Here is a 14,252-nt window from a genome sequence, read left to right on the forward strand (position 1 = left end):
AATGAACAGTTTGGAGGAAGGCAAGGTGCCGATTAGCGGTTTGCTTTATAAAGAATGGAAGCAGCGGCAGATGCTGCTGCTTCTTACAGCGGGGTTCTTAGCTATTTTAGGCCCTTTGGCAATTATAAATGAGTATTTTCACTATAAGGATTGTTTGAGTGCGCTTCATCAATATTCAGGTTCAGTTTGTACGTTCAGTATTGATTACAGCAATCGGAATTTGATCGGGCTGCATTTCATTCCTCCGGTTATGATGGGGCTTTTTCTGATAAGAGGAGGCCGGGCTGAAAGGATGTTTACACTGAGTCTTCCGTATTCGAGAAGCCGGATATTTCATACGAAGTTTTTCTTGGGAGCAGCCGTGTTAGCCGGCTCGCAGTTTGTTTCTTACGGAGTATCTGACATATTGTTTCTAGCGCTTAATCCTGACGCTGTCCATCATTTTCAATCGTTCAGCGCAGGGATGCTGGTCATCAGCTTGATGATTTATGCATTAGTGACAGCTGCCGGCACGATAACGGGCAATTTAGCGGCGCAGCTGATCACAGCGTTCACGGTTTCCGTCTTTCCGATCGTGGTTATGACGATTTACCTGTTAAACGCTGAGTTCCTTTTTGGCAGGCAGGCTGTGCCGGATATTGATTTCCCTTGGAGCGGATTTCTGATCTATTTCATGCCTGCCGCTTACATCCATACATCATGGATGTATTACATGAAACACGCATTGTTAATTTCCGCATTAATGGGATGTTGTTTCTATCTATTCGGTTATGTGAATTTCCTGAAAATGCCGAGTGAACGAAGCGGACATTTTATCCTAAGCAAACACATTGAACGCACCATTCAAGTGCTCGTCATGGTGCTCAGTATGCTGGGAAGTGCGGGGGTATGCGGATATGCTTATAACGGTTCGTATACCGGTTACATATTCGGCATGCTTATCGGCGCGGTTATCGGGTTTTTCATCAGTTATTACTTCATCTATAAAAAAACGAAACAGATATAAGGGGGAGTGGTGTACGTGATAGAAGTACAGCATATTGATCATTCATTTAAAATCGGCAGGAAAGGCAGAGAGAGTGAGGTTCCGGTATTGAAGGATGTCTCTTTGACCGTTGAAAAAGGGGAAATTGCCTGTATCGTCGGTCGGAGCGGTTCCGGAAAATCAACGCTTCTGAATTTAATATCCGGATACATAGCGCCGACGAAGGGCCGTATCGTCATTAACGGCACTGATGTGACGGGCTTCAGTGAAAAAGAGTGGGCGCAGTTCCGCCTCGGGCATTTCGGCTTTATTTTTCAAAGCTTTCAGCTCATTCCGAGTCTGACAACCTATGAAAATGTTGAAATGCCGCTTGCCTTAAAAGGCGTCAAACCGTCTGAACGCAAGCAGAAAGTCGCGGACATGCTGAAACGGGTCGGACTTGAGAATCATGCGAATCATTATCCGAATGAGCTGTCAGGCGGCCAGCAGCAGCGTGTCAGTATCGCAAGAGCCCTGATTTTAAATCCGTCAATTATTTTAGCTGATGAGCCGACGGGAAGCCTTGATTCAGAAACGGAACTTGAGGTGCTTGCGTTAATTCAGCAGCTGAACCGGGAGCGCGGGATTACATTTGTCATCATTACGCATGACGATGAAGTCGCTTCGATCGCGCATTCAAAATTCCAGCTGCATGACGGTGTATTAAAAGGGGGCGTTACTGTTGAGATTTAAGGATCAGATTCACTTTATCAGAAGAAATATGAAGAAAAACCGGCTGCGTGTTTTCATGACGGTGCTGGCGACGACAATGGCGTGCGCGTTTTTAGTAGTGCTGGCTTCCGTCGGATTCGGCATCCAAAAAACGATTACAGACATTACGATGAGCCAGCAGATTGTTACGGAAATCAATGTGCTCGGCCAAGAGAACGGAAAAGCCGTGAAGAAATCAGACTTGGAAAAGTATAAAAATGTCAAGTCTGTCGTTGAAAGAACACAAGTGTATGAACCGAACAAAGCGTCATTGGGAAACCGAACAAATGAAGATTCAGCCATTGTGCTGACAAACATGAACGATGAAGTCAAAGCCAATATGGAGCTTGATCAGGGAAGAGTCGCACGCACAGAGAATGAAATCGTGGTCGGCTATGATTTTGCGAAGAACCTATTGACGAAAAAAGAGGCTGACGCTTACGACAAAGAGTTAAATGATCACCAAGGCGACATGTCGGAGGTGAAAAAACCAAAAGGCTATACGAAAGACCTGCTTAATAAAACGATACAGCTGAGCATCTCCAAAACAAACAAAGACGGAGACGTTGAGAAAACGAAAACGTACGACTTTAAAGTAGTCGGAATTACAAAAAAACCGTCCCAAGATTGGATGGAGGATACAAATATTTTTGTGAGTGATCAATTCAAGAAAGACTTCTCAACATTCTTGGATCTGAAGAATGGAAATGCGGAAAAAAGCATTAATGTGTATGCGGACAAATTCGATCATGTCGATCAGCTTACCCATGACCTCACGGATGACGGCTTTTATGTCAGATCTGTCACTACCGAGCTGAAGGGCGTCAACACCTTTTTCCTTGTCTTTAAAATCGGCCTGATCTTTGTCGGCTTTATCGCCGTCGTGATTTCTGCCATCGGTATTTTCAATACGATGACGATGGCGGTGACGGAACGAACGCAGGAAATCGGGATTATGAAAGCGATCGGCGCAAGCCCGTCCATCATCCGCAGAATGTTCCTGATGGAAAGCGCCTATATCGGGATATTAGGTTCTGTCATCGGGATTATCATTTCTTACGGAGTGAGTTTTGCCGTCAATCTGGCTGTGCCGGTTATTTTGAAAGCGGTAGGGGGAAACACCGGAGCCGAAGATCTTCATTATACCTTCTCCTATATCCCGCTCAGCCTCGTTGTGATCGCAGTTGTCATTTGTGCGGGGGTCGCGGTGATTTCCGGTATGAATCCGGCCCGCAAAGCGACAAAAACCAACGTTCTGACCGCATTAAGAAGAGAACTGTAAAGGAAAAAAGCCGGCTGGACATCAGCCGGTTTTTCCTCTATCTATCAGAAAAGGGCGGATACCATGTTTCACATTTTGTTAATAGAAGATGATAACACTTTATTTCACGAGATGAAAGAGAGATTAACGGGCTGGTCATTTGCGGTGCACGGAATAAAAGATTTCAGCCGGGTCATCCGGGAGTTTACCGAAATCAAGCCTGATTTGGTGATCATTGATGTACAGCTGCCGAAATTTGACGGCTTTCATTGGTGCAGAATGATACGCTCCCAATCAAACGTGCCGATTCTCTTTTTGTCCTCGCGCGATCATCCCGCGGATATGGTCATGTCGATGCAGCTCGGGGCAGATGATTTTATTCAGAAGCCTTTTCACTTTGATGTGTTAATCGCGAAAATACAGGCGGTGTTCCGCCGTGTGCATCAATACGGCACAGAACCGGCGCTGATGAAAAGATGGTGCGGGGCGGTCATTGACACAGAAACCAACACGGTCAGCCGTAAAAACGGTTCGGTCGAGCTGACCAAAAACGAAATGCTGATCTTAAAACTGCTGGCTGAGCAGAAAAATAAAATCGTCAGCCGGGAAGAACTCATCAGAAGCCTATGGAATGATGAGCGTTTCGTCAGTGATAATACGCTGACGGTGAATGTCAATCGTCTGCGGAAAAAACTCGATCAATTAGGCATCGGGAAAATGATTGAAACCAAGGTGGGGCAGGGATACATCGCAAAGGAAGAAGACGGTCTTTATGATTAAATCATTTCTGCTCGAAAGAAAGAGCTGGATCGCGATGTTTCTTTTGCAGCAGGCTGTGCTCCTTTTTGCGGCATATATTGATCCGTCTATTCCGTTTTTTTCGGTGCTGTATTTCGTTTACCTGTCGCTTCTTGTGTTTCTTGTATTTCTCTTGTTCCGCTATCGTAAAGAGACCGCCTATTATAAAAGCTTAAGAGAGTGGGACGCCAATTTAGACATGTCTTACCTTAAAGCGCCTGACAGTCCGTTTGAGTCTATCGTTGAAGAAAGCATTGAAGGGCAGACAGAGCAGTTAAGAAAAAGCTCACTTGATCTTCAGGCGGCGTCAGAGCATGAAAAGGACGATCTGATGTCGTGGATTCACGAGGTCAAAACACCGCTGACAGCGATGCATCTCATGATCGAGCGCCTTGATGAACAGCCGCTGAAAGCCCCTTTGCTGTATGAATGGCTGCGGATTCACCATCTCCTGGACCAGCAGCTTCATCAGAAACGATTGTCCTTTATTGAAAATGATTTATTATTCCAGAGAATTCAGCTCAGACCGCTCGTTTTCAAAGAAATTAAAAATCTGCAATCTTGGTGTATACAAAAAGGGATCGGGTTTGACATTCAGCTTGATTCACCAGACGTTCACAGTGACGGAAAATGGCTTTCCTTCATCATCAGGCAGCTGTTAAGCAATGCCGTCAAATACAGTGAGGCGGATGACATTACCGTAAAAAGCTATGAACAAAACGGCCGGGTGCATGTGGATATCGAAGACCGCGGCATCGGCATCGAGCCCAAAGATCTTCCGCGCATTTTTGAAAAGGGATTTACCTCGACGCGAATGAGGCGTGATCACGCGTCAACGGGGATGGGCCTGTATTTGGCTCAAAAAGCCGCGGCTCCGCTTCTCATCCGGATCAGCGTGCGCTCTGAGCCGGAAAGCGGCACGGTTTTTACCTTGGTGTTTCCGAAACAGAACGATGCCGTCAGCATGTTCAGCGTGTGACAAAAGTGTCACATGCTTTTCTCTTTTGTTCGCTTAATCAAACGAAAAAAACGGCTTCTGTTTTTAAAATAAAGATAACCAATGTAAAAGGAGAATCAGAACGTGATGATTTTAGAAGCAGGCAATATCCAAAAAAGCTACGGAAACAAGCTGAATAAACAAGAGGTGCTGAAAGGAATTGATCTTCAGATTCACAAAGGGGAATTCGTCAGCATTATGGGCCCGTCGGGATCAGGGAAAACGACCCTTTTGAATGTGCTTTCCTCCATTGATAAAGTGAGCGCGGGCACCATTAAACTGAATGAGACGGAGATTACATCCATGAAAGAAAAACAGCTTGCCGAATTCAGAAAACGGCATCTCGGCTTTATTTTTCAGGATTATAATTTATTGGATACCCTGACCGTGAAAGAAAACATACTCCTGCCGTTATCCATTACGAAAATGTCTAAGAAAGAGGCGGACCTGCGATTTGCCGAGACGGCAGAGGAGCTTGGGATCTATGATTTGCGACATAAGTATCCGAGTGAAATTTCCGGCGGGCAAAAACAGCGGACGTCTGCCGCAAGAGCTGTTATTCACGAGCCGGGCATTATTTTTGCTGATGAGCCGACCGGAGCGCTCGATTCAAAGGCTGCCATGGATTTACTGAATAAACTCAGCCGCCTGAATCAAAAACGCCGCGCCACCATTGTGATGGTGACGCATGATCCGGTTGCCGCCAGCTATTCCGGACGTGTGGTTTTCATTAAAGACGGCCGTGTGTATACACAGCTGAATAAAGGCGGCCAGGACAGACCGGACTTTTTTCAGGATATTATGAAAACGCAAAGTGTATTGGGCGGGGTTCAGGCATGAGTATTCATCATTTGATCTTCCAGAACCTGAAAAAGAATTTGAAAAACTATTACCTTTACGTTTTTGCGCTGGTGTTCAGCGCCGCCCTTTATTTCGCGTTTGTCACGATGCAATACGATCCGGCGCTTGATGAAATGAAAAGCTCCATAAAAGGAGCGGCGGCAATCCGGGCCGCCTCTGTACTGCTTGTGGCGATCGTGTCGGTATTTCTTTTATACGCCAACACCATTTTTATTAAACGGCGCGGCCGGGAAATCGGCTTATTCCGATTAATCGGCATGACGAAAATGCACATTTTCCGCATACTCAGCACAGAAAATTTCATTTTGTATTTCGGATCGATTTGGATCGGTATTTTTGCCGGCTTTTCTCTCTCGAAATTATGTATGATGATGCTGTTTCATACAGTCGGTGTGAAAGCCTCTGTCTCACTGTTTTTTTCAAGCAAGGCGCTCGTTCAGACGTTAATTGTGTTCGGGGCGATTTACGTGCTGATTATGATGATGAATTACTTATTTATTAAACGGCAAAGCATTTTGTCTTTATTTAAAACCGCGTCATCGTCAGAAAGCGGCATAAGACGGCTTTCTTGGGTGCAGATGTCGATCGGTGTTGTCGGTATTGCGGCCATTATCGCCGGCTATGCCGTGTCCGCGGATTTATTCGGAGGCAGTTTTACGAGCATGAATGAACTGTTTTCGGCCATGGTGTTTATTCTCGGCTCGGTCATTATCGGAACCTATCTGTTTTATAAAGGTTCGGTCAGCTTTCTGGCAAATCTCATCCGGAAATCAAAAGGCGGGTATCTGAATGTCAGTGAAGTGCTGTCTTTGTCATCCATCATGTTCCGGATGAAGTCAAACGCCGTCCTGCTGACGATTATTACGACTCTTTCGGCGCTGGCAATCGGTTTGCTGTCTTTAAGCTATATCTCGTACTATTCCGCGGAAAAATCGGCTGAGCAAAATACAGCCGCGGACTTTGCGTTTGATAACCAAAAGGAGACTGGCTCATTTACCGCTTTATTGAAGAAAAACGGAATTGAACACAAAGTGAAAACAATCAAGACCATTCAAGCCGGTGTCAATATGAAGAACATCATAAACGGCGACATGAAAAGCTTTCAACAAGACCCGTCCAGCTTGGCGCTGCCGATTATTAGCGAGAAAGACGCAGAAGGGACGGAGCTTTCTGACGGAGAAGCCGTGTTTACCGGATATAATGATATGATGAAAAGATTTCTCGACCTGAAAACGTCAGGATCCATTGATATAAACGGCAAAACGGATAAAATACCGCTGGCGTATAAGGGCTTGAAGAACGACTTCCTTCTGTCATATACATTTACAAGCGGAGGGCTGCCGACCGTTATCGTCACGCAGCAGGTATTCGACCGGATCGAGAAAGATATCGACCCGTCCATTCAGGGAAAATCAAATCGGTTTTTCGGCATTACACTCAAACGTGAAGAGGACATCCAAAAAGCTGATGGTCTGTTTCAGGCGCAGCACTATTCAGACGGTGCGCTTTCACAATTTGAAACGGCTGACACGCAAAAGAAAAACATGGGGCTGGTCATGTTTATTGTCGGGTTTTTAGGATTAACCTTTCTGATCACCTCAGGCTGTATCCTTTATTTTAAACAAATGGGCGAGTGTGAGGATGAGAAGGCTGATTACACGATATTGCGGAAGCTCGGCTTCACAACGGGAGATCTGCTGAAAGGCATCCGCCGGAAGCAGGCGTATCATTTCGGGATTCCGCTCATTCTCGGGCTGTTCCACAGCTATTTTGCCGTTCAGTCAGGATGGTTTTTATTCGGAACGGAAGTGTGGACGCCGATGATCATCGTCATGGCGCTGTATACGCTGCTGTACTCCATCTTCGGCATGCTGTCGGTGCTATACTATAAAAAGGTCATTCAATCCGCCTTGTAAAACAAGTTGAGGAGCCTCCGCATAAGCGGAGGCTTTTTTTGTATGAATAGAAGAAAGCGATTTTTAAAAGAATAGACATACGTCATTTTCTCGCGCGGGGGAGCCTTATGCAGAAGTATTTTCAATTGAAATCTGAAACAGGAGCCTTTCATCTTTTTTCCAAGGAACACATTTTCACGCTGTTGATCATCGGATTGCTGGGGGCGGGCGTGATCGTATTCCGGAAAAAGCTCAACTACGGCCGGTCGAATCGCGTTTTCCGCTATGTACTGTTCATTCTCCTTGCCGTGTCGCAGATCAGCTATCATATATGGCTGCTTTGTCATCATGCCTGGTCGCTGAAAACAGCTCTGCCGCTGCAGCTGAGCGACCTTTCCGTCTATTTGGCAATGCTGATGGTCATGACAAAAAGCAAAAAACTGTTCGCCTTCCTCTATTTTGCCGGTTTGGGCAGCGCCGTACAGGCGATGGCAACACCTGATTTAGGGGCGTATTCTTTCCCTCATTTTCGGTACATCGTGTTTTTCATCTCCCACGGCTGTGTTTTTCTTACCTGTCTATTCATGGCCGCTGCAGAAAAGTACAGACCGTCGGCGCGCGGACTGTGGGTATCGGTGCTGATCGTAAATCTGTACGGGGCGTGTGTCTTTTTTATTGATCGTGTGCTGAATGCAAATTACTTATATTTAATGAAAAAACCGAAGACCGCTTCGCTTCTGAACGTTTTCGGACCTTGGCTGTGGTATCTTCTATCAATGGAAGCGGCGGTGATAATGAGCTTTTTCATTCTGTATATTCTGTTTTGGCTGCTGAGGAAAAGAGCATGAGGCCGGCCTGTTTTTGTGAATCCAATCATTTGTAATTTTTTCAACATTCCGGCATTATTTTTTTCAGATTCTGATGTTGAAAAAAGACGTCCGCGGCGATAGAATGAATGTGCTATGATAACGTGTTCGATACGGAGCCGCGGCTTGCGGTTTCCGTTTTTTCATGGGGTTTTTTATAGAGAGAGGGGGATCGGTATGCCGCGCGCTTTGAAGATATTAATCATCGGAATGTTTATCAATGTGACGGGCGCATCTTTTTTGTGGCCGCTTAATACGATCTATATTCATAATCATTTAGGGAAATCGCTGACTGTTGCGGGGGTTGTTCTGATGCTGAATTCCGGGGCCAGTGTGGCGGGGAATTTATGCGGCGGATTTTTGTTTGATAAAATCGGCGGATTCAAATCCATTATGCTGGGCATTATGATCACATTGGCAAGTCTTCTCGGACTCGTTCTGTTTCATCAATGGCCCGTTTATATTTGGCTGCTCATCATTGTCGGCTTCGGTTCCGGTATCGTGTTTCCGGCCAGCTACGCCATGGCGGGAGCGGTATGGAAAGAAGGCGGGCGGAGAGCTTTTAATGCGATCTATGTAGCTCAGAACGCAGGTGTCGCCGTGGGCTCGGCACTCGGCGGGATGGTTGCGGCGTACTCGTTTACGTACGTGTTTTTAGCCAATGCTTTGCTGTATGTGCTGTTTTTCCTTATCGTATTTTTCGGGTTTCGAAATATCAAAACCCAAAATGCGAGCCAGGTTTCTGTTCTGGACTACGAGCCTGTCAGCAGCAGAACGAAATTTACGGCGCTTCTCATATTGAGCGGCGGGTATGTTCTCGGGTGGATTGCCTATTCGCAGTGGTCCACAACCGTTGCGTCACATACTCAAAGCATCGGTATGCCGCTTTCATTATACAGTGTGCTCTGGACCGTAAACGGAATATTAATTGTCGCCGGACAGCCTCTCATGGGAGCTGTTCTGAAAAAATGGTCCGGTGCGTTAAAAACGCAGATGGTCATCGGCTTTTGTATTTTTATCGTCTCGTTCGGCGTGCTTCTCAGCGCCAAGCAATTTCCGATGTACCTCACCGCAATGGTGATTTTAACCGTCGGAGAAATGCTTGTCTGGCCTGCCGTGCCTACCATTGCCAATCAGCTTGCGCCTAAGGGGAAAGAAGGATTTTACCAAGGATTCGTCAACAGTGCGGCGACGGGCGGCAGAATGATCGGGCCGCTCCTTGGCGGCGTGCTGGTTGATCAGTACGGAATGAGCGTGCTGCTGTTGATCCTGATGGTGCTTCTTGTTGTCAGCATCGCAGCGACGGTGCTGTACGACAAACGCCTGAAAACCGTTAATAAACAAAACGTCCAAGTGCGATGACGACATAAAAAAATCCCGCTGTTTCGGCGGGATTTTTTTGTTTATACGACCGGAAGCACGTTGACGGCGTCCTTAACGTTTAAATATGTCTTTAATGAAGAAAAGCTGGCATCAAGCTGATTCATTCTCATGGCGAGGGTAGGCTTGATACCGGTGATAATCAATTCTGTGCCGATTAATTTAAGCAGGTGGTGCAATTTGAAAATCCGGTCTGCGGTCTGTTCGTTTACCTCGGCCAGACCTGATAAGTCTATAATTAAGTAATCATCTTTAGATGCGGTTAATATGTCTGTCAAAGTTGTCACAATTGAATCAAATCGTTCTTCCGTTAAGTTTCCCACTAACGGCAAAGCGGAGATGCCGTTTCGGATCGGAACAATCGGTGTTGACAGCGTCGTGATTTCTGTGAGGGAATCCTCAAGGAGCTTTTCGTATTCTTTCTGCTCTGTAATGTCTTTTTGAAAACCGACAAAATAGAGCTTGTCTTCAACATAAAGAGGATCAATGTTGAGTTCATTCCAAAATGGGGTGCCGTCTTTTTTGACGTTTTTCAGCCGCACCGTGATCTTTTCTTTCTGGGTTAAGCTCTTTCTGATTTTCGCGACTTGTTGACGGTCGGTTTCTTTGCTTTGCAGAAATCTGCAGTTCTTACCTAATATCTCTTCGGAAGAGTAGCCTGTCATATCCATAAATCCCTGATTTGTATATATGATGGGATTGTCCTCAAGAGAGGGGTCTGTAATCACCACGCCGATGCGTGCGTGATCAAGCGCCTTTTTGATAAGCTCCAGCTGCTCCAGTTTTCCGAATACATTTGAGTCAGCCATGTAAAACCCCCTTTTGGCCGTAAAGCTGCGCGCTTTTTCAGCCGTGTTTCTCCCCTTTTTAAATGAATCTACAGTAACCGTAGCATAACATATGTTCTGATTCAAGCAGCCGAAGTTTGCAATTTGTCATTCGGGCTTGTCCTCATATACACTGAATATATAAAGGGAAGGCACATCATCGCTAAGTAAGTGACTAGGTCATTGTCACTGGGTGAAAAATGAATCTAATGCATCAAGCTTACCGATCATGTGTTCACATATAATGGAAGAAACAAGCTTTTTACTTTCCTGCTCAATCGCCGGTATGTAGATATCGAAAATCATCGTATTCGTAAGGGGGCTGGATGGCCTGAAGTCGCTTTACTAAATAAGGGCTTTAGGAAGGTGATGAAGATGCTGCATCAGGTAATAATTGCTTGTGTAATTGGAGGAATCATGGGGGTTCTCGGTCATGTGAAAAAGAGAGGCAGGCTGGAGAAACCCAGAATGACAAAGCGGTTTATCTATCTCGGTTTTTTGGAAGATGGTTTTATCGGAATGGCTGCTTCCATCTTACTTGTCTTATCCGCTGACCCCGATTCAGGAATTCAACTCGTCATCTTATCCATAATCGCAGGCTACGGCGGAGAAGCTGTTCTCAGGAGCTTTGATTTTGTCAGAGAACAAAACAGTGATTCGGCCGAAGCAAAACCACACCAGCAAAAAAATCCTCCATCAAAATAATATCCCCGCTCATGACCCGTTCCGGGTACATTCCCATTGTATACAAACCTGCTTGCACTTATGAACAGAATTCTATAAAATACAGGTAAGATTACGGTAGCGATAAGAACAGTGAAGAGGAGCAGTAAGAAGCAGATTTTGCAATCAGAGAGTTGACGGCCGGTGCAAGTCAATCAAGTCTGTTTCCGAACTCGCCTCAGAGTTGCAGCGGCAAAACCGCTGACGCATAACTGCGTTAAAAGTATCAAGTGAGTGCGGCTCAAAACCGCGCTAACGAGGGTGGTACCGCGGGAAATAAAAATCTCTCGTCCCTTTTTGGGATGAGGGAGTTTTTTTAGTTTTAGAATAATCTGAATATAATCTTTCTCATCCCGTCAATACTTGGACTACATACGCCGTATTCAATCAGAAGGAGGTTTTTACGTTGAGTTTTCAGCATGAAAAAATAGAAAAGAAATGGCAGAATTACTGGTTGGATCATAAAACGTTCGCCGTCAGTGAAGAGAATGACAAGCCGAAGTTTTACGCGCTTGACATGTTCCCGTATCCTTCAGGAGCCGGCCTTCATGTCGGACATCCGGAAGGCTATACGGCAACCGATATCCTTTCGCGCATGAGACGCATGCAAGGATACAATGTGCTTCATCCGATGGGATGGGACGCGTTCGGGCTTCCTGCCGAGCAATACGCGCTTGACACGGGGAATGATCCGGCCGAGTTCACAAAACAAAATATAGATAATTTCCGCCGCCAGATTCAATCGCTCGGATTTTCATATGATTGGGATCGTGAAATCAATACGACTGATCCGGACTATTACAAGTGGACGCAGTGGATCTTCACCAAGCTGTACGAAAAAGGGCTCGCTTACGTAGACGAAGTGCCGGTCAACTGGTGCCCGGCGCTCGGAACGGTGCTTGCGAACGAAGAAGTCATTGACGGCAAAAGCGAGCGGGGCGGCCATCCGGTTGAACGCCGCCCGATGAGACAATGGATGCTGAAAATCACCGCTTATGCGGACAGGCTTCTTGAAGATTTAGAAGACCTTGACTGGCCGGAAAGCATTAAAGACATGCAGCGCAACTGGATCGGACGCTCAGAAGGCGCAAACGTGCATTTCGCGATCGACGGCACTGATGACACGTTTACCGTGTTTACGACAAGACCGGACACGCTGTTCGGCGCGGCTTATGCCGTACTGGCTCCTGAGCATGAGCTTGTGGAGGCCATCACGACGCCTGAACAAAAAGAAGCGGTAGACGCTTATGTTAAAGAAGTTCAGGCGAAAAGTGACCTGGAACGGACGGATCTTGCGAAAACAAAAACGGGCGTCTTCACGGGCGCATATGCCGTAAACCCTGCAAATGGGGAAAAGCTGCCGATCTGGATAGCGGATTATGTCCTCGCCTCTTACGGAACAGGCGCTGTAATGGCCGTGCCGGCGCATGATGAACGTGATTTTGAATTCGCAAAAGTGTTCAGCCTGCCTGTCAAAGAAGTCGTAAAAGGCGGAAACACGGAAGAAGAAGCGTACACGGGAGACGGAGAGCATGTCAATTCCGGCTTTCTGAACGGACTGAATAAAGCGGAAGCGATTGAAAAAATGATCGCCTGGCTTGAAGAAACGAAAAACGGTGAGAAAAAAGTGACATACCGTCTGCGTGATTGGCTGTTCAGCCGCCAGCGCTATTGGGGCGAGCCGATTCCGGTTATTCATTGGGAAGACGGCACGTCAACAGCCGTTCCGGCGGAAGAGCTGCCGCTGATTCTGCCGAAAACCGATGAAATCAAACCGAGCGGAACAGGTGAATCACCGCTTGCCAACATTAAAGAGTGGGTGGAAGTCACTGATCCTGAAACGGGCAAAAAAGGCAGAAGAGAAACGAACACGATGCCGCAATGGGCGGGAAGCTGCTGGTATTTCCTCCGCTTTATCGACCCGAAAAATCCGGATCAGCTCGCTTCACCTGAGAAACTGGATAAATGGCTGCCCGTTGATATTTACATCGGAGGAGCAGAGCATGCCGTGCTTCACCTTCTGTACGCGCGTTTCTGGCATAAATTCCTCTACGATATCGGTGTCGTGCCGACGAAAGAACCGTTCCAAAAGCTGTATAACCAAGGAATGATTCTCGGGGAAAATAATGAAAAAATGAGTAAATCCCGCGGAAACGTCGTCAATCCGGATGAAATTGTGGCGTCTCACGGAGCAGATACGCTCCGCCTGTACGAAATGTTTATGGGGCCGCTTGATGCATCTATCGCCTGGTCTGAATCAGGCCTTGACGGAGCGCGCCGCTTCCTTGACCGCGTATGGCGTTTGTTTATCGAGGAAAACGGCGAGCTGACGGGCAAAGTGACAGAAGGCGCAGGCGAAACTCTTGAGCGCGTCTATCATGAAACGGTCATGAAAGTGACAGAAAACTTCGAAGCCCTTCGTTTTAACACGGGCATTTCTCAGCTGATGGTCTTCATTAATGAAGCTTACAAAGCGAATGAACTGCCGAAAGAATATATTGAAGGTTTTGTGAAGCTGCTTTCTCCTATTGCGCCGCATTTGGCTGAAGAACTGTGGGAAAAACTTGGCCACGAAGGTTCGATTGCATACGAGGCTTGGCCTGCATATGACGAATCAAAACTGGTGGATGATGAAGTTGAAATCGTCGTCCAGCTGAACGGAAAAGTAAAAGCGAAATTAATGGTTCCGGCTGATGCTGATAAAGCAGCGTTAGAACAGCTCGCACAAGCTGACGAAAAAGTAAAAGAGCAGCTTGAAGGAAAAACGATCCGAAAAATCATTGCCGTACCGGGCAAGCTTGTCAATATCGTGGCAAACTGACCGGACGAAGCCCCTCTCCTACAGAGAGGGGCTTTTTTATCAGCCTCTATCATAGAAATTGCACCGCGGGCTTTGGTATACTTAACAC

At 46.4% G+C, this 14,252-nt stretch carries 12 protein-coding genes and 1 other annotated feature; of the genes, 11 read left to right on the forward strand and 1 reads right to left on the reverse strand.

What is annotated here, in order from left to right; genetic code table 11:
- The first annotated feature begins 25 nt into the window (after positions 1–25).
- The 9 genes from NQS30_RS13325 (at position 26) to NQS30_RS13365 (ending at position 9,775) form a co-directional block, all read left to right on the forward strand.
- Positions 26–1,006 carry an ABC transporter permease gene (locus NQS30_RS13325; protein ID WP_218791332.1) on the forward strand — a complete coding sequence of 327 codons (981 nt, stop codon included), beginning with the start codon at positions 26–28 and terminating at the stop codon, positions 1,004–1,006.
- Between the two features lie 15 nt (positions 1,007–1,021).
- Positions 1,022–1,717, forward strand: a complete 696-nt coding sequence (locus NQS30_RS13330; RefSeq protein WP_007408816.1) for an ABC transporter ATP-binding protein — start codon at positions 1,022–1,024, stop codon at positions 1,715–1,717.
- Positions 1,707–3,017, forward strand: coding sequence for an ABC transporter permease (locus NQS30_RS13335; RefSeq protein WP_015240422.1), 1,311 nt, complete (start codon positions 1,707–1,709; stop codon positions 3,015–3,017). Before NQS30_RS13330 ends, NQS30_RS13335 begins: the two co-directional genes overlap by 11 nt.
- A 63-nt stretch (positions 3,018–3,080) precedes the next feature.
- Positions 3,081–3,776, forward strand: coding sequence for a response regulator transcription factor (locus NQS30_RS13340; protein WP_014305616.1), 696 nt, complete (start codon positions 3,081–3,083; stop codon positions 3,774–3,776).
- The gene (locus tag NQS30_RS13345; RefSeq protein ID WP_218791331.1) at positions 3,769–4,773 is read left to right on the forward strand and encodes a sensor histidine kinase; all 1,005 of its coding nucleotides are present in this window, start codon (positions 3,769–3,771) and stop codon (positions 4,771–4,773) included. The genes NQS30_RS13340 and NQS30_RS13345 overlap by 8 nt, the downstream gene beginning before the upstream one ends.
- Before the next feature lie 102 nt (positions 4,774–4,875).
- Positions 4,876–5,631, forward strand: a complete 756-nt coding sequence (locus NQS30_RS13350) for an ABC transporter ATP-binding protein (RefSeq protein WP_007408812.1) — start codon at positions 4,876–4,878, stop codon at positions 5,629–5,631.
- On the forward strand, positions 5,628–7,568 hold the full coding sequence (locus NQS30_RS13355; RefSeq protein WP_218791330.1) for an FtsX-like permease family protein: 1,941 nt from the start codon (positions 5,628–5,630) through the stop codon (positions 7,566–7,568). Before NQS30_RS13350 ends, NQS30_RS13355 begins: the two co-directional genes overlap by 4 nt.
- A gap of 107 nt (positions 7,569–7,675) precedes the next feature.
- Entirely contained in the window at positions 7,676–8,395 is a 720-nt protein-coding gene (locus NQS30_RS13360; RefSeq protein ID WP_218791329.1) for a YwaF family protein, read from the forward strand.
- A gap of 195 nt (positions 8,396–8,590) precedes the next feature.
- Positions 8,591–9,775 carry an MDR family MFS transporter gene (locus tag NQS30_RS13365; RefSeq protein ID WP_038459562.1) on the forward strand — a complete coding sequence of 395 codons (1,185 nt, stop codon included), beginning with the start codon at positions 8,591–8,593 and terminating at the stop codon, positions 9,773–9,775.
- A gap of 41 nt (positions 9,776–9,816) precedes the next feature.
- Here the strand turns inward: NQS30_RS13365 and ytvA are convergent, their stop codons facing one another.
- Positions 9,817–10,602 (reverse strand): YtvA family blue-light photoreceptor, encoded by a 786-nt coding sequence (gene ytvA, locus NQS30_RS13370; RefSeq protein ID WP_007408808.1) that lies wholly within the window; start codon positions 10,600–10,602, stop codon positions 9,817–9,819.
- A gap of 387 nt (positions 10,603–10,989) precedes the next feature.
- Between ytvA and NQS30_RS13375 the strand changes: the two genes are divergently transcribed.
- The gene (locus tag NQS30_RS13375) at positions 10,990–11,325 is read left to right on the forward strand and encodes a DUF4257 domain-containing protein (protein WP_015418038.1); all 336 of its coding nucleotides are present in this window, start codon (positions 10,990–10,992) and stop codon (positions 11,323–11,325) included.
- 102 nt (positions 11,326–11,427) lie between these two features.
- Positions 11,428–11,641, forward strand: a binding site (T-box leader).
- A 108-nt stretch (positions 11,642–11,749) separates the two neighbouring features.
- The gene (gene leuS / locus NQS30_RS13380; RefSeq protein WP_038459560.1) at positions 11,750–14,164 is read left to right on the forward strand and encodes a leucine--tRNA ligase; all 2,415 of its coding nucleotides are present in this window, start codon (positions 11,750–11,752) and stop codon (positions 14,162–14,164) included.
- The last annotated feature ends 88 nt before the right edge of the window (positions 14,165–14,252 follow it).

It is taken from the genome of Bacillus sp. B1(2022), from assembly GCF_040259625.1.
Classification (GTDB): domain Bacteria; phylum Bacillota; class Bacilli; order Bacillales; family Bacillaceae; genus Bacillus; species Bacillus velezensis.

Coding starts and splice junctions, on each gene's coding strand:
- NQS30_RS13340 (WP_014305616.1), top strand. CDS start 3,081: ATGTTTCACATTTTGTTAATAGAAGATGATAACACTTTATTTCACGAG.
- NQS30_RS13345 (WP_218791331.1), top strand. CDS start 3,769: ATGATTAAATCATTTCTGCTCGAAAGAAAGAGCTGGATCGCGATGTTT.
- NQS30_RS13355 (WP_218791330.1), top strand. CDS start 5,628: ATGAGTATTCATCATTTGATCTTCCAGAACCTGAAAAAGAATTTGAAA.
- NQS30_RS13360 (WP_218791329.1), top strand. CDS start 7,676: ATGCAGAAGTATTTTCAATTGAAATCTGAAACAGGAGCCTTTCATCTT.
- NQS30_RS13365 (WP_038459562.1), top strand. CDS start 8,591: ATGCCGCGCGCTTTGAAGATATTAATCATCGGAATGTTTATCAATGTG.
- ytvA (WP_007408808.1), bottom strand. CDS start 10,602: ATGGCTGACTCAAATGTATTCGGAAAACTGGAGCAGCTGGAGCTTATC.
- NQS30_RS13375 (WP_015418038.1), top strand. CDS start 10,990: ATGAAGATGCTGCATCAGGTAATAATTGCTTGTGTAATTGGAGGAATC.